The organism is Bradyrhizobium sp. SHOUNA76 (assembly GCF_023006445.1).
Classification (GTDB): Bacteria; Pseudomonadota; Alphaproteobacteria; order Rhizobiales; family Xanthobacteraceae; genus Bradyrhizobium.
Window position 1 is genome coordinate 94,881 of record NZ_JALBHA010000001.1, and the last position, 26,054, is coordinate 120,934.

At 61.0% G+C, this 26,054-nt stretch carries 25 protein-coding genes; 12 read left to right on the top strand and 13 right to left on the bottom strand.

Annotated elements, in window-relative coordinates; all coding sequences use genetic code 11:
- Nucleotides 1–12 precede the first annotated feature (12 nt).
- Complete coding sequence (locus MOV74_RS00390; protein WP_246916420.1) at nucleotides 13–1,482, top strand: exopolysaccharide biosynthesis polyprenyl glycosylphosphotransferase; 1,470 nt, start codon at nucleotides 13–15, stop codon at nucleotides 1,480–1,482.
- A 52-nt stretch (nucleotides 1,483–1,534) separates the two neighbouring features.
- Here MOV74_RS00390 and MOV74_RS00395 read toward each other — a convergent pair whose 3' ends face one another.
- Entirely contained in the window at nucleotides 1,535–1,903 is a 369-nt protein-coding gene (locus MOV74_RS00395) for an H-NS family nucleoid-associated regulatory protein (protein WP_246916422.1), read from the bottom strand.
- Between the two features lie 719 nt (nucleotides 1,904–2,622).
- Between MOV74_RS00395 and MOV74_RS00400 the strand changes: the two genes are divergently transcribed.
- On the top strand, nucleotides 2,623–3,006 hold the full coding sequence (locus MOV74_RS00400; RefSeq protein WP_246916425.1) for an H-NS family nucleoid-associated regulatory protein: 384 nt from the start codon (nucleotides 2,623–2,625) through the stop codon (nucleotides 3,004–3,006).
- Between the two features lie 130 nt (nucleotides 3,007–3,136).
- Here MOV74_RS00400 and MOV74_RS00405 read toward each other — a convergent pair whose 3' ends face one another.
- The 3 genes from MOV74_RS00405 to MOV74_RS00415 all read right to left on the bottom strand — a co-directional run bounded on the left by MOV74_RS00405 (nucleotide 3,137) and on the right by MOV74_RS00415 (nucleotide 5,743).
- The gene (locus MOV74_RS00405; RefSeq protein ID WP_246916427.1) at nucleotides 3,137–4,213 is read right to left on the bottom strand and encodes a nucleotidyltransferase family protein; all 1,077 of its coding nucleotides are present in this window, start codon (nucleotides 4,211–4,213) and stop codon (nucleotides 3,137–3,139) included.
- Nucleotides 4,200–5,405 carry a serine/threonine protein kinase gene (locus MOV74_RS00410; RefSeq protein ID WP_246916429.1) on the bottom strand — a complete coding sequence of 402 codons (1,206 nt, stop codon included), beginning with the start codon at nucleotides 5,403–5,405 and terminating at the stop codon, nucleotides 4,200–4,202. Before MOV74_RS00410 ends, MOV74_RS00405 begins: the two co-directional genes overlap by 14 nt.
- Before the next feature lie 95 nt (nucleotides 5,406–5,500).
- Nucleotides 5,501–5,743 (bottom strand): hypothetical protein, encoded by a 243-nt coding sequence (locus MOV74_RS00415; protein WP_246916431.1) that lies wholly within the window; start codon nucleotides 5,741–5,743, stop codon nucleotides 5,501–5,503.
- Between the two features lie 1,766 nt (nucleotides 5,744–7,509).
- Here MOV74_RS00415 and MOV74_RS00425 point away from each other — a divergent pair.
- The 8 genes from MOV74_RS00425 (at nucleotide 7,510) to MOV74_RS00460 (ending at nucleotide 14,589) form a co-directional block, all read left to right on the top strand.
- Nucleotides 7,510–7,803 carry a hypothetical protein gene (locus MOV74_RS00425; RefSeq protein ID WP_246916435.1) on the top strand — a complete coding sequence of 98 codons (294 nt, stop codon included), beginning with the start codon at nucleotides 7,510–7,512 and terminating at the stop codon, nucleotides 7,801–7,803.
- Nucleotides 7,804–8,032: 229 nt separating this feature from the next.
- A complete protein-coding gene (locus MOV74_RS00430; RefSeq protein ID WP_246916437.1) occupies nucleotides 8,033–8,833 on the top strand; it encodes a transporter substrate-binding domain-containing protein in 801 nt (266 codons plus the stop codon).
- 154 nt (nucleotides 8,834–8,987) lie between these two features.
- Nucleotides 8,988–10,247, top strand: coding sequence for a ribulose-bisphosphate carboxylase large subunit family protein (locus MOV74_RS00435; RefSeq protein WP_246916439.1), 1,260 nt, complete (start codon nucleotides 8,988–8,990; stop codon nucleotides 10,245–10,247).
- A complete protein-coding gene (locus MOV74_RS00440; RefSeq protein WP_246916441.1) occupies nucleotides 10,244–11,611 on the top strand; it encodes a four-carbon acid sugar kinase family protein in 1,368 nt (455 codons plus the stop codon). The genes MOV74_RS00435 and MOV74_RS00440 overlap by 4 nt, the downstream gene beginning before the upstream one ends.
- Nucleotides 11,559–12,416, top strand: a complete 858-nt coding sequence (locus tag MOV74_RS00445; protein WP_246916443.1) for an SDR family NAD(P)-dependent oxidoreductase — start codon at nucleotides 11,559–11,561, stop codon at nucleotides 12,414–12,416. The genes MOV74_RS00440 and MOV74_RS00445 overlap by 53 nt, the downstream gene beginning before the upstream one ends.
- A gap of 37 nt (nucleotides 12,417–12,453) precedes the next feature.
- Nucleotides 12,454–13,131, top strand: coding sequence for an amino acid ABC transporter permease (locus tag MOV74_RS00450; RefSeq protein WP_246916445.1), 678 nt, complete (start codon nucleotides 12,454–12,456; stop codon nucleotides 13,129–13,131).
- A gap of 9 nt (nucleotides 13,132–13,140) precedes the next feature.
- Nucleotides 13,141–13,800, top strand: coding sequence for an amino acid ABC transporter permease (locus MOV74_RS00455; RefSeq protein WP_246916447.1), 660 nt, complete (start codon nucleotides 13,141–13,143; stop codon nucleotides 13,798–13,800).
- A gap of 27 nt (nucleotides 13,801–13,827) precedes the next feature.
- Nucleotides 13,828–14,589, top strand: coding sequence for an amino acid ABC transporter ATP-binding protein (locus MOV74_RS00460; RefSeq protein ID WP_404979096.1), 762 nt, complete (start codon nucleotides 13,828–13,830; stop codon nucleotides 14,587–14,589).
- 80 nt (nucleotides 14,590–14,669) lie between these two features.
- Here MOV74_RS00460 and MOV74_RS00465 read toward each other — a convergent pair whose 3' ends face one another.
- The 9 genes from MOV74_RS00465 to MOV74_RS00505 form a co-directional block, all read right to left on the bottom strand.
- On the bottom strand, nucleotides 14,670–15,584 hold the full coding sequence (locus MOV74_RS00465) for a LysR substrate-binding domain-containing protein (protein ID WP_246916449.1): 915 nt from the start codon (nucleotides 15,582–15,584) through the stop codon (nucleotides 14,670–14,672).
- 146 nt (nucleotides 15,585–15,730) lie between these two features.
- Nucleotides 15,731–16,855, bottom strand: coding sequence for a mandelate racemase/muconate lactonizing enzyme family protein (locus tag MOV74_RS00470; RefSeq protein WP_246916451.1), 1,125 nt, complete (start codon nucleotides 16,853–16,855; stop codon nucleotides 15,731–15,733).
- Between the two features lie 44 nt (nucleotides 16,856–16,899).
- On the bottom strand, nucleotides 16,900–17,937 hold the full coding sequence (locus MOV74_RS00475; RefSeq protein WP_246916453.1) for a tagatose 1,6-diphosphate aldolase: 1,038 nt from the start codon (nucleotides 17,935–17,937) through the stop codon (nucleotides 16,900–16,902).
- Nucleotides 17,934–18,827 carry a sugar kinase gene (locus MOV74_RS00480; RefSeq protein ID WP_246916455.1) on the bottom strand — a complete coding sequence of 298 codons (894 nt, stop codon included), beginning with the start codon at nucleotides 18,825–18,827 and terminating at the stop codon, nucleotides 17,934–17,936. The genes MOV74_RS00475 and MOV74_RS00480 overlap by 4 nt, the downstream gene beginning before the upstream one ends.
- 62 nt (nucleotides 18,828–18,889) lie before the next feature.
- The gene (locus MOV74_RS00485; RefSeq protein WP_246916457.1) at nucleotides 18,890–19,963 is read right to left on the bottom strand and encodes an ABC transporter ATP-binding protein; all 1,074 of its coding nucleotides are present in this window, start codon (nucleotides 19,961–19,963) and stop codon (nucleotides 18,890–18,892) included.
- A gap of 6 nt (nucleotides 19,964–19,969) precedes the next feature.
- On the bottom strand, nucleotides 19,970–20,974 hold the full coding sequence (locus MOV74_RS00490; RefSeq protein WP_246916459.1) for a zinc-binding dehydrogenase: 1,005 nt from the start codon (nucleotides 20,972–20,974) through the stop codon (nucleotides 19,970–19,972).
- A gap of 7 nt (nucleotides 20,975–20,981) precedes the next feature.
- On the bottom strand, nucleotides 20,982–21,809 hold the full coding sequence (locus MOV74_RS00495) for a carbohydrate ABC transporter permease (RefSeq protein WP_246916461.1): 828 nt from the start codon (nucleotides 21,807–21,809) through the stop codon (nucleotides 20,982–20,984).
- Between the two features lie 4 nt (nucleotides 21,810–21,813).
- A complete protein-coding gene (locus tag MOV74_RS00500) occupies nucleotides 21,814–22,701 on the bottom strand; it encodes a carbohydrate ABC transporter permease (RefSeq protein WP_246916463.1) in 888 nt (295 codons plus the stop codon).
- Nucleotides 22,702–22,763: 62 nt separating this feature from the next.
- Nucleotides 22,764–24,065: an ABC transporter substrate-binding protein gene (locus tag MOV74_RS00505; RefSeq protein WP_246916465.1), complete on the bottom strand. Its 1,302-nt coding sequence runs from the start codon at nucleotides 24,063–24,065 to the stop codon at nucleotides 22,764–22,766.
- Between the two features lie 192 nt (nucleotides 24,066–24,257).
- On the opposite strand from MOV74_RS00505, the gene MOV74_RS00510 reads away from it, so the two are divergent.
- Entirely contained in the window at nucleotides 24,258–25,298 is a 1,041-nt protein-coding gene (locus MOV74_RS00510; RefSeq protein WP_246916467.1) for a LacI family DNA-binding transcriptional regulator, read from the top strand.
- Nucleotides 25,299–25,308: 10 nt separating this feature from the next.
- Nucleotides 25,309–26,043, top strand: coding sequence for an SDR family NAD(P)-dependent oxidoreductase (locus MOV74_RS00515; protein ID WP_246916469.1), 735 nt, complete (start codon nucleotides 25,309–25,311; stop codon nucleotides 26,041–26,043).
- The last annotated feature ends 11 nt before the right edge of the window (nucleotides 26,044–26,054 follow it).

The window sequence follows — 26,054 nt, forward strand, 5'->3', positions numbered from 1 at the left end:
GAGTGCCCCATCATGAATTTCGTGAACCGACACTTCTCCGATCGAAACGATACGGCTCGTGTCAATCTCGAGCCATCGGTGTCCCCCAGGCATAAATGGCCCCTCCGGTATGACTGGATCGAGCATGCTGCCCTCTGTGCCGATGTCGCGACGATCTTGTTTGCAAGCGCGATCTCCACAATACTCTACCGGTTCCAAAGCGGGCAGATTGAGGGAGGCCACGGCAACGCATTTGGCGTGGCACTGGTCAGCGCAGCTTGCGTGGCTTCCGTGCTGAAGGCTCAAGGCCTTTATTGCCCGATTGAGCTCCTCGTCCTCAAGAACCAGATTCGGGCCGTATGTGTGACGTGGGCGTCATTGCTGCTCTTGATCTGGGCCGCGTACGGCTTTGCAATTCATCCAGGCGCATCTCAGCAAGCTGGCCCACTCTTCGCCATCCTGGGCCTGGGGTTCCTCGTAGCCGAGCGATGGGCTGTCAGGTCGCTGTTGGTAAGAGGTCTGAGCGAAAGAAGATTCGCCAGCACGAATATCATTCTAATCACCGACCAGCCGCTTTCGAAGAATGCCGGCCTGCCGGAAACCCTGGCTATGCATGGTTATTGCGTCAAGGGACGGTTCAGCCTGCCGCCGGTTGGGTTCGGTCCCGCCGGTCGCAAGCGGCTCACGTCTCGCGTAATCGACTATATTCGCAACGCCCGGCTCGACCAGGTGGTGGTCGAAGCCAGCCCGGAGCGATGGCCCGAACTGCGGGCATTTGTTGCCGAGTTGCGGGTATTGCCGTTTCCGATCATATTCGTGCCGGTCGGCACATCATCCGAATTGCTTCGGCATCCTACGCGGAATTTGGGAAGTGCCGTTTGCGTAGAATTGCAGCGCGGTCCCCTTACGCCGTTCGAGTGCGCGGGCAAGCGAATCATTGATATTCTTGGCGCGGGGCTCGCCTTGGCCATATCCGCACCATTGCTTGCGCTTGCTGCGGTCGCAATCAAGCTGGACTCTCCCGGCCCTGTGTTCTTCCGACAACAACGCTGTGGTTTTAATGGTCGGACATTCTTGATCCGCAAGTTTCGGACCATGCATGTGCTCGAGGACGGCAGCGTGATCGTTCAGGCGACCCCCGTCGACCACCGCATCACCCGCGTGGGCAAATGGCTGCGTCGAACTAGTTTCGATGAACTGCCGCAACTGCTGAACGTGCTCGAGGGCAGCATGTCGCTGGTGGGTCCACGTCCCCACGCCTTGGCCCACGACGGACAGTTTGACAAGCTCGTTCGAAACTACGCGTTTCGCCGCAGGGTCAGGCCAGGACTGACCGGATGGGCCCAGATCCACGGCTGCCGCGGCGCAACTCCCACAGCCTCCATGATCGAAGCACGTGTACAGTACGATCTCTGGTATATCGACAATTGGAGTCTTCGGCTGGATCTCGCAATCCTGTTGCGAACTCCGATGGAAGTATTGCGGGGCCGCAACGCCTACTAGGCTGCTCCGCTCAAAGCGCCGAGCTACGCCAGCCTATCGGCGTAGCGACGCTTCAGGCTCTCTGCCGAAACTTCGGAGCCGCTTCCCCTATGCGAAACTCCTCGATCCGACGGCCCGATTTCATCGCAGCAACCAACCACCGCGGCCGCTTGCCACGTCCCGACCAGGTTTCAGAAGTCTGGGGGTTGCGATATTTCGGAAGCACGCGCGGATATTTGCGCCTCTGCTTGCCGGTCGGGGAGACGCCCGACTCGCTTCTTTCGGCTAACACAGCCATCCCGCCGCCGAGAACCGCCAGGCGCTTCTCCAGCTCCTGCTTTTCCGCCTTAATCCGCTCCGACAAAATGCCGCTAATTTCCTCATGAAGCGACCATAGATCGTCGAGGGACATCGCTTCTAGTTCGAGCTTCTTGGTCGACATGTTGGCATCCTGTAGTTGCGCCCATTTAATATTGTCCCGGCCGGGTAATCAAGAACCAAGTGGTCGGCGTTAACAAAAAAAATGTGGAACCGAACGGCACGTTCGTGCTCCACATAACTGCGTCGTCAGTCCTAATCAAGACAAAAACATGAACTATCCCGCTCAATTTAATAGCGACCAAAGTAATATCACGCGCCTTACGTGCACCGACGTCTCGACTTCAGCCAGGAATGGCAAGTCAAGCTGGCCGCGGGATCAATTTGCGACGCCGCAATCTCGGCAAATATGATCGTCGCGCGAGCCCGCGTTGCGTCGTTCTTACTGAAATACGGCCATCAGCCCGCTGTAACCGGGAGCTTATGACCGCGATATCCCTCAGCGCGAGCCGTCGCAACTGGATTTGTAGCTTCAAAGCCTGGATGTCGGTCAATCCATCCGAGGGAGCGATGAACTGGCCGATGGCCGCCTGAAGGCGCCCCAAAGGGCAATCGATAACATCAAATGTTTCTCTTCGGGCTTGCAGCAAGGTTGCCTCGCCATCATTAAAATTGGTGAAAATAATCCTCGCAATAAATATTAAATAATATATTATTTATTTATTGTCGCGTCAATTTGAAAGACCAACCCTGGACCGGTCGAATATTCGGCGCTCGAAAAACGATATTGGGCGTGGAGATGACAAGGTAGTCAGGGCGTCGTCGAACGGTGACGAGAATGCTATGCATAGGCAAGATCTCGAAGCCATGGATTTTGAAGAACTATGGCTCCTCCACGAGGAGCTGACAAAGATTCTTGCTGAAAAGATCACGGCCGAAAAGCGGGAATTGGAGAAGCGCCTGGCGCAACTCAATCAACCGGAACAAGTCGGTGGGCCCGAAAGCGGGACGGCAGAGATGGGCCTAGGCCAGCCTCCCCGCCGTAAATACCCAAAGGTCGTACCGAAATACTTCAACCCCCTCAAACCGACGGAGACCTGGTCTGGGCGTGGCAAACAGCCGCGCTGGCTGGTCGCCGCGCTACAATCAGGCCACACGCTGGAGGAGTTCAGGATTCACGAGAACGGTGAAGCCTCCAACCGGAATGCTGGTGGTCAGGAGCATTGATAGCCCTGCTGCAAATGCCCGCATGCGCGAATCGTTAGATCCACGGATCCGGAAGCTGGCACTCGCTTAGGACGCGGCAATTTGAATGCGTCCGCATGGGATCTGCCGCCCTCACGAGGGAGCTTGTGGTTTAGACCTTGCCTGCGCGCACCGCGACGGCCGCCTTCAGCAGAAACTGCAGGGTTCCCACCCTCGGCAGGGACCACAATCCACGCCGGCGCGCGGCCGGTTGGATGGCGCCATTTGCCGCCTTCCGGTAGTTTCCGAGATCCAGCATCATCATTGCAAGGAGGGGCACACGTGTGGCCGGAAATCGTGCTTGCATCACCTGTCGCATGAACTGCAGACGGGGAATCAGCCGAGAGCGCGCCTCTTGTGGAATCTCGACGCCAAGCAACTCAGCAAGAGCGAACAGCTGGGTTTCAACCGCGTTCGTCATCAATTCGCCCGAGACAAGAGAGGTAAGCTCCCTCCAATCGAGGCCCTCGGCAGAATTGTTTAGATCACGCAATTCAACAAGGTGCCGCAGGTCGAGATCGCCGAGCCAATAACCATAGTCTTGAAATTGATCATGGATGATCAACATAAGCGCTCGATAAGTAGGGGTAGGGATATACACGCGTCCGCGTCCCAGCGGCGCGGGAACGCAATGGTTCAGCGGGTGCCCGAAGCGCTGGTAGAGGTACGCAGGGCCTGGAGCTGCCTGCTGCAGGTCGATGGTCCCGACATCCTGCGATCGATTCAGCTCGACGTGCCATCTCGGGCTTTCAGGAGGGGCCTGATGGTCGATATTGTAACCAATTGCGCATAGAGCGGAGACTGCCGTTCTGGCTTGGTCCGGCATTACCATAATATCCAGATCAGACATTAACCGAACGCCTCGTCGCTCCTCGGGCGCGGTCGCCAGCGTCGATGCTCCCTTGAGCATGATCGGCGTGATTCCCAGGCCGTTCATCGCAACGACGGCTTCTTCGAGCTGAGCGACGAGCCGATTGTTACGCAGCACGTTTCGGCGGTGGATCTGGCGAATATATCCGCAGACGTCCTCGGGCAGGATCGGTGCAAATTTGTCGACAAAATCGATGAGCGCCGGCGTCGTCAGCGTCTGATTTGCGAGCCCGATCACGGACGTCCAATCGACATCGACAGGTGGCATGCCTTGCAAGCAATTGCAGAGGCTCGTCAGCGCCGTGCTATGCCTTGCCATTGCATAGATCCATAAGCACGCGCCGAGCCTCCACGGCCTCGCAGTAGGTGAGTTGAAGCGATGGCGCGCCAGCGACGATCCGCTTCAAAGCGAAAAAGCCGGCCTGCGAAAGTCGCCCGTCAGCAGCAAATGCGTTCTCGATGAGCCGCTTCATCGAATCCAGTTGATCTATCGCGGTCAGTTCGGCCGGACCGCTCGCGACACGGTTCAAGAAGATGATCCAGCTTGCGGAAAAGCATTGGTGGTACGCATCCGCAATGGGTACGTATCGCACCAGAACGCCGTCGGAGCGGCAATGCGTCGCGTCGTACCGGTCGCCATGTAGTCGCGAGAGCAAGTCCCACGATCCTTCCTTGACGGTGAGAGCAAACGGGATTCCGCAGATCGCTCCGTCAGTTCCAACCAGCGCAACGTCATCGCCGGCGTACCGAAGTCCGGCGTCCACCAACTGCAGTGTGAGGGTGGACTTTCCGGCTCCCGGTTGGCCGCATAGCAATAGGCCCGCACCGTCTTTCACGAGGGAAGCGGCATGGAGGGAGAAGGTCCAGCGATTGCTTCGAATAAGTCGCTCGGTGATGTGTGCTTTGATCGTAGGGGCCAGTGCTTCGACTTGACACCTGGAGATGCTGGAGTCCTCTCCGCGCCAGAGCACTTGCTCGTCGAGCATCATTGCCTCGATCGCAATGTCGTCGCCGCCGGCGCTCTGGTCCGAAACACAAAACAGCGAGCACAGCCGTCTCAAGAGGTCCCGATTTGCGGCCCGGATCCCTATTCGGTGCCGGCCTAAATCCGCCGAGACGGCAAAATCGGTCGGCATTCGCCAATCGACCTCGAGCAACGCTCGATCGATCCATATATCTACGACCTGTCGCGTGAACTGGCGTGCCGTGTGCTCGTCAATGCCTAGCGTCCCAAGCCCCTGATGGATGTCCTCCAGAGAGGCGCCTTGCGCCAACTTACACCAGATGAATGCTCCTACTCGGTCCAGCTCAAAGATCTTCTGCCCTGTTTCGCTGAAGACCATTGATCGACCTTCCAGCAGCGCGAACACCGCATCCGCAGCCGGTCTCAACACCATCTCGGCCGACGATCTTTCCAGCACGGCTCCAACCAATGTGAAGAACTCTGCCTCGTCTTGCAGGGACGAGGCGACGACAGCGTCCGGGATGCCCTCGCCGCCCTCGGCAGCCAATGAAGATCAATCTGACCCGTCCGCGGCACGGCAATTCCCATCTGCCGGGCACAAGTCACCCAATCGGTCTCGTTTCGTAACGACAATCCGGTCAGTCATGCCACAGCTGACCGCCCTGCGCCCTCCCCTGCGGAGAAATGTTCAACACCTACTCTCAAAGAAAGCTCGCTCGCGCTCAACCGATGAGCATCCAGGAGGTACCGATAGGCTTCGCGATCGGCACTGCGTTCTCGCAGAATGCGCTCCTTCTCGCCAATATTCACCAACTCCGCGCGCATCTGGGTCAACTGCGGCGCATCGGGGGCGAGGTCGTACCCGCCAAAAGTTAAATCCCACATTGTCTCCTCCAGACGAACGAAACCTGGGCGAGCTTAGCTTAGTTGATCGGCAGCAATTAACAACGATATTTACAACGCCGCCATATAACAAAATTTATTTCATATTTGAACCACGCACAAACCATCCGTTACCAAGTCAAATCGTGGCGCGCCCCGAACCGGCGACAGGTAGTGAGGGAATAGCTGAATGTGCGCAGGGCTTGACGCTTTCCGATGTGACATCCTGCCGCGACAAGCCCGCAAAATAAATCGGCCGAAAGTCGCAAACCGGACCGACAATGCGAATTTAATTGCGCATTAAAAGAAAAACGGAGAATATTAACGGATTGCACGAGGGGGAGTGAGACCAGTGATCCGGTTGGCTGATCTGTCCGACAAGAGGAAGATATTGGCTTCATTGCGAGCGGAATATTCCGCACGAAGCCGCAGGGATTTGGACATGATAATTGTGAAGGGTCCCCCAGAAGCTTTCGGTTGAGGTCGAAGCCTCATTTCATAGGCCTGCCGGGCCAAAGCCGGCAGGATCCCAAGAATTCGCCCAGCAAGAATCCGGTCGGTTGGAGAAGCGTCGTCACGAGCAAGTTGCCCTTTGCTCGAACATCGACCCAGGTGCGATGCCCCCCCAAGTAACCCGCACCGACAAGAGCGCACTCCAGCCGACCGGCCCCTTTTATCCGGCAGATGTTTCAGGGAGCTCACATGGGTATGATTATGGTCAAGTGCCCGAAAACCGGTCGCGCGATTCCGACCGGTATCAAATCCGATCGTGAGACGTTCCTGCGAAGCATCGTGTTTTTCGGCAATACTCGTTGCCCGACTTGTCAGGCCGATCACAACTGGTTCGCTCGCGAGGCCTGGGTCGAAGAGCCAATCGTTCGGACGACGGATATCCTCGGTGCGGCTCCCTCGTGCTGATGCCAATGCCGAGGCCGTTTTAGAGAGTCCGTCCAAATTCTCTCTCTTCGAGACAGGCATTCCTGTTGCGGCGCATTAAAACGCTCGAAAATATTTCCGCGTATCGTCGTAAAGCGAACGGACGGCTCGAGGATGCATCGCTTAGACGTTATTGGCACGTCATCACAATTTTGAGCTTCCCGTCGCGGATTCGAAGGCCTGTTTGGGGGTGTGGTAGTGAGTAGTGGAGTCTGCAGCCTCGCTGTTCTGCGTCACACAACGATCGAACTCGCTAGCCTGCTGGCTCAATTGAAGCGGCTCAGGGAGAGGGTACGAGGGGCGGAAGCACGGCACTCGGTACAAAGACGGCGGTCGGCGTCGTCGCCGCACGCACGAAGGCCCCGAGCAACGAGGTATCGGACGCGCGGGATTCCCAAGCGGGTGCGTTTCTGATCACCGTCTGGCTTGATTGCAGACCAGCATGGATGCGCAAGCCTTAAGCTCTGGGACTGCGCAAGCCTCGTGTCCTGTCTATCCCGCTTCCACAAGCGCCGGCTCGGCTCGCCATGATGGATTTCTCTTGATCTCCCGGTGCGCACATGGTGCACACGCCACCTTCTAACCTCGCGCTCCAATTCCTCATGGGGGCGAGGAGCAGGGATCACCTCGCAAGTTCAATCTGTTACCGCATCTTCTTTGGCATTCTCCCCGTTATGTACTTTCGCGAAAATAGTATAGTCGCCGGTCGCACGTGATCGCCAACCGATCCATGACCGCGGGCCTTCCGGCTATCGCCAGCTGATCTGCCCAACCCTGGCCCCCACGTGGCCGATCCTGCATAGTCAGGACCGTCGGATCGAAGGCGCTGGGCATTGCACCGCTTGTTGTTGACGCCGCACCCCGGCGATATGATCGCCAGGCGCTACGCGGACGACGTCGTGGTCGGCTTCCTTGGAGCGGATGCGGAACGCTTCCTCCACGATCTGACGGAAGCATGCGGCATCGCCGACGACTCTAGCTCGGCGCGGTTGCCAGCGATCGCCCTTGCCCTCGATCGCGAATGCCAGATGCGACGCAGTTCATCCACGATCCTCTGGAGTGCTACCCGTTTCCGAGGCGGCGCGTCTGACCGGGTCGGCCGCCAGGCAGCCGGCGCTCGGATCTGACGCCCTGGTCGGCTCTGAGCGTCAAAAAAACTCATATCCAGCCGAGAATTTATGCAGTCCCGAACCGGGGGTCGATTGCCTACAGTTCGCCCGCAGCCTGCCTGTGCATGCTCCCAGCCGCCTTCTTGAGTTCGTCTCAGGCGCAGCCGAAGAGGTGGAGCTTACTTGTGGCAAAGGTGGCGGATTCAAAGGGCCGGAACTGGCTCGGACAAGCAATGGGAGATTAGGGATGAAACTGAACCGTCGTCATTTCGCGTTTGCGATCATGGCCGCCGCTGGCTTGGCGATCGCCGCGCCCGCCAGCGCAGATGTCCTGGATAACATCACCAGCAAGAAGAAGATCCGGGTTGCGACCGACCTGGGTATCCCGCCCTTCGGCATGCTGGACGGATCCCTGAAACCAACCGGCTCTGATGTCGAAGTGGCCAAAGCCCTGGCCGCTGATTGGGGTGTCGAACTCGAATTCATCAACACAACTGGCCCAACCCGTATTCCGAACATCAATACAGACAAGGCCGACGTGATCATTTCGTCCCTGTCAATCACGGAAGAGCGCAAGAAGGTCGTCGACTATACCAAACCTTATTCTTTCATCCGCACTACGGTGATCGCGCCGACGAACGACACGACCAAGTCGTGGGAAGACCTCAAGGGCAAGAGCATCGCTGTCGTCCGCACCACAGCGCAGGACGTTGCCTTGTCCGGCGAACGTGAGAAGCAGTACGGCTTCACCGTTATCCGCTTTGATGACGATGCCACTGCCATTACTGCCGCCGTCTCGGGCCAGGCGACTTATCTCGGGCTCGCGGACCCGCAGATGAGAGCCATCAATGAACGCTCCAGCAATCGCAAGTTCGAGGCCAAGCTGGTTATCAACCAGTTCCCCATCGCCATGGGAGTGAGGAAAGGCGAGACAAAACTGCTCGAAAAGCTCAACGAGTGGATCAGCACGAATGTCAAGAACGGCAAGCTGAACGGCTATTTCAAGAAGTTTCACAACATCGATATCCCGGATGAAATCCTCCAATAGCCAGACGTGTCGTCACATGGCGCGTAGGCTCATGTGACCCGGCTGGCGCATGGAGCCGGCCCGCCCCGGCCCTGGATGCGTAAGGTTTATCCGCGCAGTGCCGTTTAGCCTACATCAACAACAATAAGCACGAAGCTTATCATTGGACGTATCAATGACCCAGGAACGCATCGAAGCGGACTATCTGCTTGAGACTCCCGACGATGTGGAAAGGACTGCCGAAACCATCGCGGGGGAGCAGTCTAGTGGCACTTTTGTCCCCGTACCCGGCGAGACTCCAGAACTTCGTGAACGCGCTGCCGCGAAGGTCGTAAAGCTAGACGTCGTGAGCGAGGCAGTCGGTCGCCGTTCCCTGCCCTCCTCTGGTCCCTCCCCCGACAACGAAGGCCTCACAAGGGCCAAGCTGACCTTGTCATGGCCGCTCGCCACGCTCGGCCCTTCACTGCCGAACCTGATGTCGACGGTGGCAGGCAACCTGTTCGAACTTCGTCAAGTCAGCGGGCTTCGCATTCTCGATATCCGCCTGCCCCCTTCCTTCGCCAAGGCATACTGCGGGCCGAAGTTTGGTGCCGAAGGCACAAGACGCCTGGCAGGCGTCAAGGATCGTCCTCTGATCGGCACCATCATCAAACCCAGCGTCGGCTTCAGCCCAGGAGAAACGGCTGCCTTGGTCAAAACCCTCTGCGAGGCAGGTATCGATTTCATCAAGGATGACGAGCTACAAGCGGACGGCCCGTACTGTCCCTTCAATGACCGCGTCGCCGCCGTGATGCGCGAAATCAATTCCAACGCGGACAAGACCGGCAAGAAGGCCATGTATGCCTTCAACCTGACCGGTGATGTCGAAGAGATGAAACGGCGGCATGACGTTCTGCTGAAGCACGGCGCAACGTGCCTCATGGCCAGCCTCAATTCGGTTGGTCTCGCCGGCATGATCGAGCTCGCCAAGTTCTCGCAGTTGCCCATCCATGCCCATCGCAATGGCTGGGGCTATCTTTCGCGCTACCCGATGCTCGGGTGGTCTTTCGTCGCTTGGCACAAGATCTGGCGCCTGGCCGGCGCCGACCACATGCATGTGAATGGCCTTGCCAACAAGTTCTCGGAAGGTGACGAGAGCGTCATCGAGGCGGCACGTGCCTGCCTGACACCGATGTTCTCGGATAAGCCCTGTACCGTCATGCCGGTTTTCTCATCCGGTCAGGGCGTGAAACAGGTTCCGGGCACGCATGCGGCCCTCAATTCGACCGACCTGATTGTGACGGCCGGTGGAGGCATCATGGGGCATCCCGGTGGCCCCGGGGCCGGAGTAAGCGCCTTGCGCGAGGCCTGGGATGCTGCTTTGCAAGGTGTGCCGCAGGCCGATTATGCGCTCACCCATCCTGCCCTTCAGGCAGCAATGGATTCAGCAGTATGAGCCTGCACCGTCCCATTCTCAGTGGACCGCTCGTCGCGTTCTATGGTGACGATTTCACCGGCTCCTCCGCCGCGATGGAGGTGCTGGCGTTTGCTGGCTTGGAAACAATTCTGTTCTTGCAGCCCCCGTCCAAAGAGCGGCTACGTCAAATCGCTGGCGAGTATAGCGGAATAGGCATCGCCGGCATCGCGCGCGCTCGCAGTCCAGAATGGATGGACGAAAACTTGCCGGCTGTCTTCGACCTGCTGGACGAAGCCGGTGCGCCTATCCTCCACTACAAGCTCTGCTCGACCTTTGATTCAGCCTCTCACATCGGCAATGTCGGTCGTGCAGCCGAGATCGGCCTTCGCAAGTATCCGGGCTGGGCGCCGATGTTGGTATCGGACCCGGGGATGGGGCGTTTCCAGGCGTTCGGCAACCTGTTCGCTCATGCCAATGGCGTTGGTTACCGGCTCGACCGGCATCCCACCATGTCAGTGCATCCCGTCACGCCAATGCATGAGGCCGACCTTGCGCGTCACCTTGCCGGACTGACCACCCTGCGGATCGGCTTGGTCGACTTCGCGACCATGAAGAAGGGTGGGTCCAGCACTCTGCTCCAGCGCGAACTGCAGCGTGGGGCGGAAATCGTCTCGCTGGACGTCCTGGATCAGGAAACGCTCGAAGAAGGCGGTCGCCTCATCTGGGAGGAAGGTGGCAAGCGCCAATTCGTTCTCGGCTCCCAGGGTGTCGAGCAAGCGCTGGTGGCCTACTGGCGCGCGGCTGGCTTGATACCGCCAGCATCCGCAGCCGCGCCACCGAAGAGAGTTGAGCAGATCGCCATTGTCTCGGGTTCAGTCTCCCCAATCACCGCCGAGCAAATCAGGCATGCCGAGGCCCAAGGCTTTGAGCTCATTCCGCTCGCTGCCGAGCGAGCCGTTTCGGAAGATGCCCTGAGGGTGGAAACCGAACGGGCTATCGCGGCCGCGTTGCAGGCCGTCGGGACCGGCCGTAGCCCTTTGGTCTTCACGGCTGCCGGCCCCGACGACGAACGGGTTTCTATCTTCCGTACTGCCATCGCGGCCAGCCGTATTCCAATTTCCGTGGTGAACGATCGGATTGGTAGCGCGCTCGGCAACATCCTGAATGCACTTATCCGTCAGACCGGGCTGCGTCGGGTCGTCATCTCCGGCGGAGATACTTCGGGTCAGGCTGCGTCGCGCCTCGGCATCGACGCGCTCAGCGCTGTCGCGCCGTTGTCGCCGGGCGTCCCGCTGTGCCGGGCACACTCACCGGACGCCGCCATCGATGGCCTGGAGATCGCGCTTAAGGGTGGTCAGACCGGCACGCCGGATTTCTTCACCGCTGCTCGCGGCGAACAATAAAAGGAGAGATATCGTGAGGCTTCAGAACAAAATTGCTCTCGTCACCGGTGGCGCTCGCGGCATTGGCTTCGCGATCGCGACGGCTCTGTCTCGCGAAGGCGCAACGATCGCGGTCGCCGACATCAATGGCGAGGGCGCGAACGCGGCCGCTGAAAAGCTGAAGGCGGCCGGCGGCAAGGCCTTCGGCTTCTCCGTCGACGTTGCCGAACAGGCTTCTGTCCTGAAACTTCTGAAAGCCGTGGTGGCCCAGTGCGGCCGCCTCGACATCCTCATCAACAATGCCGGTGTCGGCGGCAATACACCCTTCCTGGACACGCCGCTGGAGCTCTGGAACCGAATCATCTCCATCAATCTGACCGGTGCCTTCCTAGTGGCTCAGGCTTGCGCCAGACAGATGGTCGAGCAGGGCCACGGCGGCAAGATCATCAATATCGCCTCTCTTTCCGGTCAACGCGGCGGCAACGGTCGCGCCGCCTACGGATCGGCTAAGGCGGGTCTTGAGTTGCTCACAAAGGTCATGGCCGTCGAGCTCTCCGAACACCGCATCAACGTCAACAACATCGCGCCAGGCGCTATCGAGACCGACATGGCGGCGACCGCGCATGATGCTGCGACGCGTGCGGCTTACAATTACCTGATCCCAATGGTGCGCTATGGCATGCCCGAGGAAATCGCTGATGCCGCGGTATTCCTGTGCTCGGAGGAGGCGCGGTACGTTCAGGGACACACTCTGAACGTCGACGGAGGATTCCGCACTGGTGGTCTGATGTTCGGAGAGCGCAAGGCACCGAAAGCCTCGGCGTGAGCAGGTAAAATGCAGGCATAGAGAGCGAGGAGCCACCGTGTCGCTGGACTTTTCTCCAATTATTGAGCGGTGGCCGTTGCTGCTGGACGGGGCGCTGGTCACCATGAAGCTGGCGGCCTCGGCCACCATTCTCGGTTTCATCATCGGTACCCTCTGCGCCATCGGCCGCAACTCCAAGCTCGAGTGGCTGTCGAAGCTTTGCGCCTGTTACGTTGAAGCTGTCCGCAACACTCCATTCCTGGTGCAGGTCTTCCTGGTATTCTTTGGCCTGTCGTCGCTGGGTCTCACCTTGAGCGCTATTACGGTCTCGATCATCGCGCTCACCATCAACGTGGGTGCGTACACCGGTGAGATCATGCGTGCCGGTATCAACTCAGTCCATGCGGGACAGTGGGAAGCCGCCGAGTGCCTCGGCTTATCGAAGGCGCAGATCTACTGGCATGTTATCCTGCGTCCGGCCGTCGAGCGCGTTTATCCCTCGCTGACCAGCCAGTTCATCCTGCTGATGTTGGCGTCGTCGATTACATCGCAGATCTCCGTTTCGGACCTGACTGGCAACGCCAATTTCATCCAGGGTGCTTCCTTCCGACCGATGGAAACCTATCTCACTATCGGCCTGATCTACCTGTTGCTCGCGCTCACCATGCGTTTCGTATTCTGGCTGATCGCCCTGGTGGCCTTCCCGCGCCGCCGTCGCCTTGGCACCGCGCTCTGAGGTCTGGCTATGACACCGACTTTCGGACTCATCCACATCCAGTTTCTCCTACAGGGTGCCGTGCTGACCCTGGGTCTGTCGCTTTGCGCGTTCATCGGCGGTGGTTTGATGGGTCTGGGCATCGCCTTGTGCCGTGTCTCCGCGAACCCGGCACTGCGGGGCGTGTCCTCCTTCTATATCCAGATGGTTCAGGGCGTGCCGCTACTGGTCATCATGTTCGCTGGATACTTCGGCTTGCCCGCAATGGGCCTATCTGTTTCCCCCTTGGTGGCTGCGATTCTGTCCATGACGATCTGGGTCGGAGCCTATTTGGGCGAATTCTGGCGAGGCAGCATCCAGGCCGTCCCCGAGGCTCAATGGGAAGCCGCAGAGTGTCTGGCGCTCAGCCGCTTGCAGCGGATGTACCACGTCATCATTCCCCAGGCCGTCAGGAATGCAACGCCGGGCACGGTCGGCTTCATGGTCCAGATCGTGAAGAACACATCGTTGGCATCCGCTGTGGGCTTCGTGGAGCTGACGCGCGCGGGCCAGCTCATCAACAATTCAACGTTCCAGCCGTTCATTACATTTTCGGTCGTGGCCCTGGTGTACTTCGCGCTCTGCTACCCGCTCTCCGCTATCAGCCACAAGCTAGAGAGCCGCCTGGCGCGCGGCATGCGCACTGTTTGAGGGAGATCAATCGTGCCTGAGATGACTATGTCCCAAAATCGGCCCGATACGTCCGCAGGAAACGACGTCGTGGTCCTTCTGCGCAACGTGCATAAGAGCTTCGCGAACCTGGAAGTTCTGAAAGGCATCAGCTTCGAGGTCAAGCGTGGTGAGGTGACGGTTCTCATTGGGCCATCCGGTTCGGGCAAGAGCACCGCGCTGCGCTGCGTCGACCGGCTGGAGACGATCAGCCAGGGCCAAATTGACGTTTGTGGACACAATCTCACCGCACCAGATTTGGACCTGCGCAAACTCCGATTGGACGTGGGCATAGTGTTTCAAAGCTACAACCTGTTCCCGCATCTGACCGTCGCCGAGAACATCATGCTGTCTCCGCGCACCGTGAAGAAGCTGCCAAAACAGCAGGCCGTCGAGTTGGCCAAGCACTGCCTGGCACAAGTGGGGCTGTCAGAGAAATTCGATTCCTACCCCGAGCAGCTTTCCGGTGGACAACAGCAGCGCGCCGCAATCGCCCGATCGTTAGCGATGCAGCCAAAGGTAATGCTTTTCGACGAGGTGACTTCCGCGCTGGACCCCCAATTGACCGGCGAGGTCCTGCGAGTCATCGAGCGTCTGGCCGATGACGGCATGACGATGGTGATGGTCACCCACGAGATGAACTTTGCTCGACGCATTGCCGATCAAGTCGTCTTCATGCATCAGGGCAAGGTCTGGGAGACCGGGCCGGGCAGCATGCTCGACAGTCCAGCCACGCCAGAATTGCAGGCATTCCTTGCACACGAACTTTAATCTAGTTGCGTGCCGTAAACCCGACCGCCCGAGCCCGGCCGACCCAAATCGGGACTCCAGAAACCCGGCACCTTTGCCAGCTAGGAACCCCGAGGCAACGAGAGCTTCGAGGCACGCTTCAAGCCTTCCCGCAGTTCTTGCGAAAGCCACTTCTCCAGAGTCTTGAGGTCGCTCCTCGACGCCAGGTGCGGCGCGATCCAAAGCGAGAGCTGACGTTCTCCGGGCGCAAAGCCGAACGGGGCAATCAGTCTGCCGGATTCCAGGTCCCCTATGGCGAGCATGTGCGGGACAACGGCGATCCCCAGTCCGAAAGTCGCCGCCTGGATCATCAGATAGAAATGATCAAACCTTTGGTGCACTTGCGGCGCCCTCTCGTCTTCTCCGACTGCTGCGAGCCAATCGGTCCAGGCATTTGGGCGGGTCGTGGTCGCGAGCAACCTGGCGTTCGACAAATCTTTGGGTCTCTTCAGCGAGATGGATTTGAGATAGGCCGGAGAACACACCGGACCTATCCACTCAGTGCCAAGCGGACGAATGACCGCCGACTTCGGCGGTTCGAACGTGTTGTTTCGAATGGCTACGCTGATGTTATCCCGCGTGAAATCCACTCGGTCGTAGTTCATGTCGAGCTTGATTTCCATGCCGGGGTGCTTGGCGTACAATCCGGGCATCCGCGGAATAAGCCAGCACATGGTTATCGAGGCTGAGCAGGACAACGTTAACGGACCGGGCTTCAAACGCTCAATGGTGGCATGAATCAGGTTGAAGGCCGTCGACAAGCCGTCCACGAGTTGCTCGCCCTCCCGGGTTGGCACCGATTCCTTGGTGCCGCGCATGAGGAGCGCCACACCCATGACTTCCTCAAGCACCTTGATTTGGCGACTAACGGCGCCATGTGTCACACCCAGCTCGACTGCTGCACGGCTGATGCTGCGATGTCGAGCCGTCGCCTCAAATGCGCGCAAGGCGTTTAGAGAAGGCAAAGGTGCCGGCATCCGATCCCCCATGTATGCGATATTTATCTCATAGTCAGATTAAATCGATTGTCCGTTAGGTTCGCCGGTTTTGGTGTGAAAGTGCAGCAAATAAGCTAGGCCACGTCGGTTTCCGACCGCGGACGCTGACATGCCTCTCTACCATGCTAGATGCTACGATAGCGCTCGATACTGGAAAGATCAGGCACGACTCCGAGCCCCGGGTCGTGGTCCAGTCCGACCGTGCCGTCCCTGACATTGATGATCGGGCCGCAAAGCAGATCGCGCAGCGGGTTGTCGTTGGCATCGACTTCCAGCCAGCCATCGCCTCCGACACCGGCGAGGAGATGCGCGGACGCCAGCAAGCCAATGCCTCCGCCGAGATAGTGCGGGCAAAACGTCTTGCCCGCCTTCAGGATGTCGCGCGCCAGCCCGGCACAGACGCTAAGGCCACCCCATTTCGCGATATCGGGTTGAACCACGCCGAGCACGTCTTCGGCCAGAACCTCCCTAAAGGCCTCGAGGCTCGAGATGTTTTCGCCGGCGGCAATGGGCATCTTGGCGAGTCCGTGCAGCCTGCGCCATTCCTCGCGCGGGCGATCCGCGCGGATCGGCTCCTCCAGCCAGCGCAGATCGAATTCGGCAAGCCGCGGCAGCATCTCCATGGCCTGCGCGACCGACCAGCCCTGATTGGCATCGCTGGCAAGCATGCCGGCGCCGACGATCCCGCGCAGCGCGGCCAAATTAGCCAGATCGGTTTCGGCGCCGAACCCGACCTTCAGCTTCAGCGCGCGATGGCCCCGTTTGAGCGCGGCTTCCGCCGTCTGCGCGGCGCCACCGGGATTGATGCCGCTGGCATAGACCTTGATCTTGTTCGACTGGCCGCCGAACAGCCGCCACAGCGGCAAGCGCTGGCGACGCGCGGAGAGGTCCCATAGCGCGAGGTCGATCCCTGCAATCGCCTGCGCGAACGGACCGGGTTCGCCGCATTGAAGCGCCAGCACCTCGGTACCCCCCGTCAGCGCCTCGAAGGCCTGGACCGGGCCGTCGAATTTACGCCCGACAAGGCCGGGCGCCAGCACCTCGTTGACGAGCCGGGCACGATGCTCCGCGCCTGGCGCCGGAAAGTTGGACCAGGCTTCACCCCATCCCTCGACGCCGTCCTCGTCGACGGCGCGAACGATGACGGCGGGTCGGTTGAGCATCTTGCCGAACGACGTCACCACCGGCGTCGACAGCGGATAGCGAAAGCAGAACGCCTCGATCGAGCGGATGGTGAAACCGTCAGTCATGTTGCGGAGCCTACGATCGGGATGAACCACGCGGAACCACTATCTCAATAGGCGCGCGCGAAGTCACCTTCCTGCTTGATATCAGCGAACACCGGAAAACGCGGCTTCCAGGGCGAGCCCTTGGCCGTGGTGAGTTTGTTGAGCCGTTCCAGCACGCCGAGACCATCCTTGCGGAGGCTCGCCGATACCGCCGCACGATCCGGAAAGTTCTTCAGAACGGCGTCAAGCCAGATGGTGCGGCCGGCGAGGAAGCCGCTTGCGCCCGCGGCATAGGAGTAGTCGAGAACGCGTTCGAATTTTTCAGGGGCGGCGCCCCCCGACAGCAGCACCCAGGGGATGCTCCGTTCGCGGCAGATGTCGCCGATCGCATCGAACTCCTTCTGCGCGGCCTTCGCCGCCGCACTGCCGTCGCGGGCCGGCAGGCCGCCCGCCGCAAGCGGGCTCTCCAGCTTGAGGAGATCGACGCAATATTCCGGCTTGGCAAACTCGCGCACGCTGTCGATGACGAGGCCTGGCAGCTTGCCGGGCGATTCCACATAGTCCGCGGTGTGATTGGCGCTGCCGAGGAACGGATAGACCAGCAGCTCAAGGACGTAGGGAATGTCGTGGCGGGCGCAGTCCTCGCCGACCTCACGGACGAAGCGCTTCTGATGCTCGTTGACCGCGGCATCGGCGTCCGGCCGGTACCAGGCCAGCACCTTGACGGCGTCGCCGCCCATCGCGCGGATCTTCTCCACGCTCCAATTGGTGATCGCCCGCGACTTGCGGCCGCCCGCGGTTTCTTCAACGCGGTGCTCCTCCAGCGTCATGATCAAGCCGCAGCGCGGCGGCAACAGATCGATCGCCGCGGGCACCGCGAAATTCGGGTCGAACAGCATCGAGCTGCAATGCGGCGCGAGGTTCTCGACAAGAAGGCGCTTCGCCGCCGTGACGTCGGAATATTCGACCTGCTCCCGGGTGATGCCTTTTGCTTTCGCGATGGCATCGAACAATGGCGGCCGCTGGTCCAGCGCGACCATGCGAAAGTGGCCCTCCGCGTCAGCAAGCCGTGCCAGGCCACGGTTCTTTCCAATCGTTCTCATGGCGTCGTCCTCATGAATGCAAGACACTCGTTGATATCAGGGATTCCATTGCGGCCACCGGCGTGGCGGCATTTCATGGCGGCTGTCGCCGCCGAAAACGCCATGGCTGCGCGCGCATCGAGTCCGACGCCGATCGCAAGCGCATAGGCGCCGTGGAACACGTCGCCGGCGCCTGTGGTGTCGACGACCTCGACGGCATAGGCCGACTGCCGGTGCAGCTCGCCGTTCTCGTACCAGCTCACGCCCCCCTCGCCCCGCGTGACGGCGATGACGCGGCAACCGAAGCGCGCGAGCGCGGCGAGTGATTCATCTTTGGCCGATCCGGCAAAGGCGGTGAGCGCAGGTTCGGAGAAGATGGCATGGTCTGTCAGTGGCAGCAGCCGTTCGAACACCTCGGCATCGGCCATATCGCCGTCGAGCACCGTTGGAATGCCGCGCCTTCGGGCTTCGCGGAACAGCGTCGCTGCGCCCTCGACCCAGCGCGGATCCGCCAGCACGGATGATGCGCGAGCGACGGCTTCAAGCGGAAGCCAGTCCGCAGCTTCCGGATAGAGGCCGCGGAAGTTGACGATCTGGCGTTCACCGGAACTGTCGACGATGATCCCGGAGACCGACGAGCGGCCCTCGGGAAACAGCCGGAAGTTCTCGACATCGACGCCTTCGGTGATGAAGGCCGATCTCATCTCATGTCCTGCGGCGTCGTTCCCTGCCCGCCCCCAGAACGCGACGGACCCGCCAAGCTTTGCTATCGCGACCGAAGCGTTGGCAGACATCCCGCCGCCGAGCGTGCCGTAACCGGTTGCTTTGATCTTCTCACTTCCACCCGCGAATGGACGATCGACGCGCCAGACCTGGTCGAGCGCGGACAGGCCAAGGCAGATCACATGCACCGGCCTTTCCCGCGACGCGACGCCCGCCAGTGCCGACCAATCACCGATGTCCGCCGACCCGCTCACCGCAAAACCTGCCCGTTGGAGGCATCGAATAGATGCGTCTTGCCCGGCTGCGGCCGCAAGCTGATGCGATCGCCGACCTTCGGCCGCAGCGACGGATCGACCCGCGCGATCGCGGAGACGCCGGCGAGATCGAAATGGATCAGCGTATCCGATCCAAGCGGCTCGACCAGCTTGACGTTGACGGCAATGCCGTCGGCGACCTCCGTGGTCACGGCGAAATGCTCAGGGCGAATTCCGAGCACTGCGTTGCCCGCCAGCCTGAGACGGCCTGCGCTCTCGCCTTCCAGCGGCACCACCATCCCGCCTTGCGAGAGGATCGCGCGCTCCTGCTGCCACTCGACCGGAAAGAAGTTCATGGCGGGCGAGCCGATGAAGCCGGCGACGAACTGATTGGCGGGTCGTTCGTAAACGGTCTCGGGTGTGTCGTATTGCTGGATCGTGCCGCTCTGAAGCACCACGATCCGGTCGGCCATGGTCATGGCCTCGATCTGGTCGTGGGTGACGAAGACCATGGTGGTCTTCAGTTCCTGCGACAGTGCCTTAATCTCGGCCCGCACCTGCCCACGCAGCTTTGCGTCGAGATTGGACAGCGGTTCGTCGAACAGGAACGCCTTGGGATTGCGCACGATGGCGCGGCCCATGGCGACGCGCTGGCGCTGGCCGCCGGAGAGCTCCTTCGGCTTGCGGTCAAGATAGGGTTCGATGTGCAAGAGCGCCGCGGCGCGCTTCACGCGCGCGTCGATCTCGGCCTTCGACACCCCACGCAGCTCCAGCGCAAAGGACATGTTGTCGTAGACCTTCATGTGCGGATAGAGCGCGTAGTCCTGGAACACCATTGCGATGTCGCGGTGGGCGGCCTGCACGCCGTTGACGCGCTTGTCGCCGATATAGAGCTCTCCCGAAGAAATCGGCTCCAGGCCGGCGATGATGCGCAGCAAGGTGGATTTGCCGCAGCCGGACGGGCCGACGAACACGACGAATTCATGGTCCGCGATCTCCAGATTGAGATCGGGGATCACGGTGAAATTGCCGTAGCGCTTGACGAGGTTGCGGATCGAGATCGAGGCCATGATCGCTCAGTCCAGCGCCAGTACAGGCTTGATCAGCTCGCCCTTGGCGAAGCGGGCGAAATTCTCTGGTAGCGCCGAGAGACCGAACTCGCCGTCGACGAGGACGCGGTATTCGTCCTTGTACTTGCGCAGCAGCTCGACATTCGGCTCGAAATCGGAAACCGGGAAGTAGAAGGTCCGGATCATGTAGAAATCCTTGCGGCGGAACACCTTGCCTTCCTCGATGGTCCAGGGCGCGGCGTTCTCGCCGACCAGCACCAAGGCGCCGCGCGGCAGCACCAGCTCGATGCCGAGGTTGCGCGCGGCATGGGCACCGGAGCATTCCATGATCAGGGCGAAGCGCTTCGAGGTATCGCCGACCGGATGCGCCTTCGCGCCGAACGATTGCGCGATCTTGAGTCGCGTCGCGTTGGGATCGGCGACGTGAACGTCGTCATAGCCGAGCGCGCGAAGCGCCAGCACGACGCCGAGGCCGACGGGCCCTGCTCCCATCACGAGAACCGGCCCGGCCTCGGCCGGCGGCACGACGCGGCTAACGAAACGCACGGCGTGGCCCGAGGTGCCGATGGTGTCGAGCAGCAGCGGCGCGAGGCTGTTCTCGATATCGTCAGGCACCGGCAGCAGGCAGTTTTCCGGCACCGGCACATATTCGGCATACCCACCCGGCCTGTTCCAGCCGATCAGGCTGGAGACTTGCAGGCACATCTGGGTGTCGCCGCGCTTGCAGGCGGCGCAGCGGTCGCAGTGCAAGGGGATATAGACGGCGCAGCGCCGGCCATGCAGGCGGTGACCCGGCTGCTCGACCACGCCGAAGATCTCGTGGCCAGCGGTGAATTCGGCGCCCTTGTGCCAGAGCTTGAAGTCCGAGCCGCACAGCGCAGTGCGGGAGACGCGCACCAGCACCTCGCCTGTGCCGATTTCGGGCATCGCCACGCGCTCGATGGTGATGCGATCGTTGCCGTGGAAGACCGCGGCCTGCATGATCGAATTTGGACGGGGTGATACATTCATCAGAGACCTAGCCTTTCACCGCGCCGAGCGTCAGTCCGGAAACGAGCCAGCGCTGAACCAGGGCCGCCAGCACCAGCGGCGGCAAAGCGATCAGCGTCGCCGCAGCCATCAGGGCGCCCCATTGCGTCGACCCTTCGCCGATGAAGTTGAAGGCCGCCGCGATCAGCGTCTTGGTGTCGCCATTGGAGAGCACCAGCGCAAACAGGAAGTAGTTCCACGAGAACACGAAGGCGAGGATCGCCGACACCGCGACGCCGGATGCCACCAGCGGCAGTGCGATGCGCCAGAGGATGCGCGTGACGCTGCATCCGTCCACCTGCGCCGCTTCGAACACGCTGCGAGGAATGCCGTCGAAGGAAGGCAGCAAAACCCAGATCACGATCGGTAATGTGATCACGGCGTGGCTGAGGATCAGCGCGGTATAGGAGCCGATCATGCCGACCTGCCGGAACATGACGTACCACGGCAGCAGGAACAGCGTGCCGGGCGCCATGCGCGCCGCCAGCGTCAGGATCGCCGGCCAGGAAATCCGCGTCCAGGAGACGGCAAAGGCGGCGGGGATCCCAAACAGCAGCCCGAGCGCGGTCGAGCCGACGGTGACGATGAGGCTGTTGAGCGCGTAGCTCAGGAATGGCGTGGTCCTCGTCAGCTCGACATAGTTCTCCAATGTCGGCGTGAAGATCAGCGCCGGCGGATAGGCGGTGACCTCGAAGGACGGCTTGAACGAGGACAGCACCATCCAGACCGTCGGGGTCATGATGATGATGCCTGCAAGCACGAGCTGCACCAGATTGAGCCAGCGGATCCAGCGGTCGGTATTGGCGGCATCGGTCATGGCGTCACCAGGCCACCGCGCCGCGCAGGCGGTTGAAGGCGAGCACGGCGCCGAATACGATGGCCGTCAGCGTCAGCATCAGGGCGCTGGCATAGCCGATGTTGAAGAATTCGAAACCGACGCGGAAGCCGTAGATGTTGAGCGTGTTCGAGGCGTTTCCCGGGCCGCCCTGGGTGGTGATGTAGATGATGTCGAAGAACCGCAGCAAGTCGACGCTGCGCAGGATCGCCGCGGTGACGATGGTCGGCAACAGCAGCGGAAGCGTGATGCGCTGGAAGGTCTTGAACGGCGATGCGCCGTCGATCTGCGCGGCCTCATAGACGCTCGGCGGCAGCGATTGCAGGCCGCCGAGCACGATCAAGGCGACGTAGGGCGTCCACTGCCAGCTGTCTATCAGAGCAACCGTCGGAATGACCCATGTCGGCGACGCCAGCCAGTCCGACGGCGGCAGGCCGAATGATTGCAGGACATAGTTGGCTGCACCCAGCGACGGATCGAGGATCACCAGCCACATCATGCCGGCGACCACCGGCGGCATCATGAAGGGCGAGATGAACAGCGAGCGCACGATCCCCGGCAGGCGCTTGGCGTGAAACAGCACCAGCGCGAGCCAGACGCCGAAGACGAGCTGCAGCACCAGCGACAGCACATAGAGCGCGATCGTCACCCACAGCCCGTGCCAGAACTCGTAGTCGGAGACCAGCCTGGAATAGTTGGTAAGGCCCGCGAAGGACTGCTTGCCGGTCGAGGAGAAGTTCTGGAAGCCGAGCCAGACCGTATAGACGACGGGAAACGCGATCATCGCGACCGTGAAGATCACGGCCGGCGCGGAGAGCGCCGACATTTCCAGCCTCTGCCGGTCCTGCGCGAGTGTCGCAGCCGCATCAGACATGCGTGCGTTTCCTTGGAAGTGAGGAGGTGCCGGCAGGCAGCAAGCCCGCCGACCTTGAGCCGTTACTTCTGCGCAATCAGCGCATCGAGCGCCTTGTCGGCATCCGCGCAAGCCTGCTCGATCGGCTTCTGCTTCAGGATCAGATCCTGCACCGCCTGACCGATGAACTCGCGCGATTCCGGGTTCGCAACGATGGGATAGCCGACCTCGGACGAGCCCTTGGTGGCGAGCACGTCGAGCGCGGCCTGCCATTCCTTGCGGACCGGCTCCTCGTCGATCCACTTACGATACTCAGGGTCCTTGGCGACAGACGGACGCGGCGGGGCAATGCCTTGCAGCGCCATCTTCTTCTGCACCTCGGGGCTGGTCGCCCATTGCACGAAATACCAGGCTGCCTCCGGCTGCTTGCTGTGCGAGGATACCGCCATGCCCCAGCCGATCGTGGTCGGCACCTGGCCGGCCTCGCCTGCCGGGAACGGCAGCAGGCCGGTGTCCTTCAGCCGGGCGCCGCCTTCCATCACCGTGCGCAGCTCATTGGACGATTCGAACGCCATCGCCGCGCGGCCGCTGCGATAGAGCGCCGAAATCTGCTGGAAGCTGTAGTTCACGACGCCGGGCGGTCCGAAGTCGCGCAGCAGCCGGCTATAGGTGTCGAGCGCTTCCTTGCCCTTGGCCGAGCAGAGGTTCGACTTGCCGCTGGCGATGTAGCTGCCGCCGATATTGTGCAGCATGTTGCTGAAGGTGTAGGCGATCGCGGGCTTGAGGCCGCGCGAGACGAACGGCGTCACCGCGCTGTCGCAAGTCTTGATTTTGCCAGCTGCAGCTTCGACCTCCTTGATGGTCTTCGGAGCCTCGATGCCGCACTTCTTGAAGATGTCGGTGCGGTAATAGAAGATCGGACCTTCGATGTTCATCGGCATGCTGGTCAGCTTGCCGCCGAAGGTCGCAGCCTTCAGCAGCGCCTGGCTCAGCCCTGCCGGGTCGTAGTCCTTGGCGACGTCGGTCTTGGCCATCGTCGTGAGATCGCCGTACCAGCCGGCGGCGGCAAACTGCTCGCCCTCGCGGGAGGGCAGCGTCATGAACACGTCGACCTCGTCGCTGTTCGCGTTCATGACGGTGACCAGACGCTGGCGCATCTGCTGTTCCTGATAGCCGTCGACCTTCAGGGTCATGCCGGTCAGCTTCTCGAAATCGGCTTTGTAAGTCAGCAGCGCCTGCGCGACCGGATTGTTGTTGGCGAGAAAGGTGACGGTCTTGCCCTTGAACTTCATCCAGTCGAAATCGGCGGCATGCGCTTGCGCGCTGGCGGCGGCAATCGCGAGAACGGGCAACGCGACGTGGGTCGCGAGCATCCTGACCTTCATTGAACTCTCCTCCCGGCTGGCCGCCTTAAGCCGGCGAACCATTTTGAACATCTTCGAGCACAATTTGAAAACGGTTACAAAATAGACCTCAGCCCAGCCGTGTCAAGCGATGGACAGATCGCGCAATCTACCGCAGACTAGAGCCATTATCACGACAACGCGGCGCGATCCGCAAGATGTAACGTTACATTCATGAGATTGACCAACGCCAAGTCCGTCAAACAAGGCATCCGCGCCGTTGCGGCCCGCGCTGGCGTTTCAACCGCCTCGGTCTCGCGCGCCCTCAACAATCCGGACGCGGTGAGCCCTTCCCTGCGCGCGCGGATCGAGCAGGCCATCGACGCACTCGGTTACATCCCGCATGCGCCGGCGCGCATCCTGTCGTCGCGCCGCTCGCGCACGCTTGGCGCGATCGTGCCAACGATCGACAACACGATGTTCGCGCGCGGCATCGCCTCACTGCAGCAATATCTATCGTCAGTCGGATACATGCTGTTCCTCACCACGAGCGGATATGACCTCGATGTCGAATTGCAGCAGGCGCGCAATCTGATCAGCCGCGGCGTCGACGGGCTGGTGCTGCGCGGCGATTGCCATCACGACGGATTGCGTAAGCTGCTTGCCGACAACAAAGTGCCCTTCATCAATGTCGGCATCTACCAGCCCGACAGGCCCTACCCTTGCGTCGGAACGGACAACGAAGCCGCAGCCCACCGCGCCGCCGCCCACGTCATCGAGCTCGGTCACCGCCGCATCGGAATCGTCTCGGCGCTCCAGCGCAACAACGACCGCGCGAGCGCCCGCGTCACCGGCTTTCGCCGCGCGCTGACGGAGAACGGCATCGAGCTTCCTCCGCAATGGCACGTCGAGGTGCCCTATACGCTGGACGATGCGCGCGAGGCGGCCCGCTATCTCCTCAACCTCAAGGACCGCCCAACAGCCGTGGTGTGCGGCAACGACGTCATCGCCTACGGCGTGTTGCTCGAGGCGGAGCGCGACGGGTTCTCCGTGCCGCGCGATCTGTCGGTGGTCGGCTTCGACGACCTCGACTGGAGCCGCCATTTGCGCCCGAGCCTCACCACGATCCACGTTCCGACCGGAGAAACCTGGCAGCGCGCAGGCGAATATCTGGTGCGGAGCCTCGCCGGCGAGCAGACCATCATGCATCGCGAGATCGATTTCTCGCTGGTGGTCCGCGAATCGACGGCTCCGCCTCCGAAATCCCTGAAATGAGACGCGTCCGATGAACTCGAACTTTTCCCTTGCACCCGGCTTTCATGCCGTCGTGATCGGCGGCGCTGGGGACATTGGCGCCGCAATCAGCAATCAATTTTGCGATCTCGGCGCGACGGTCACCGCAACGGGCGCGAACGACGCCGATCTGGCCCGCACCCTGCTGAAGCCGCGCGCCGGACTCACGCTCGCGACGCTTGATGTCACCGACGACGCCGCCGTCACGTCCTTCGCCCTGCAGCACAAGCGCGTCGACGCCCTCGTCAATTGCGCCGGGATTCTCGCGCGCGACAAGGAGTTCGAGATCGAGACCTTCATGAAGGTCCTCGACGTCAATCTCACCGGCACGTTCCGCACCTGCATGGCATTCCATCCGCTGCTCGCGCAGACGAGGGGCTCGATCGTCAACATCGCTTCGATGAATGCGACGCTGGCGCTGCCACGGATTCCCGCCTATTGCGCCAGCAAGGGCGGCGTCGTGATGCTGACCAAGGCGCTGGCTCTGAAGTGGGCCGAGGACGATATCCGCGTCAATGCCGTTGCGCCCGGCTACATCGAAACGGCGATCAATGCCGCGGGCCGCACCGATCGCGCCCACTATCAGCGCATTGCCGACCGCACCGCGTTCAAGCGATGGGGGCGGCCGGAAGATATCGCCGGTGCGGTTGCTTTCCTTTGCATGCCGGCTTCGCGATACGCGACCGGAACAGTGGTCGCGGTGGACGGAGGGTTTCTCGCGGGATGAGGCCCATCGCG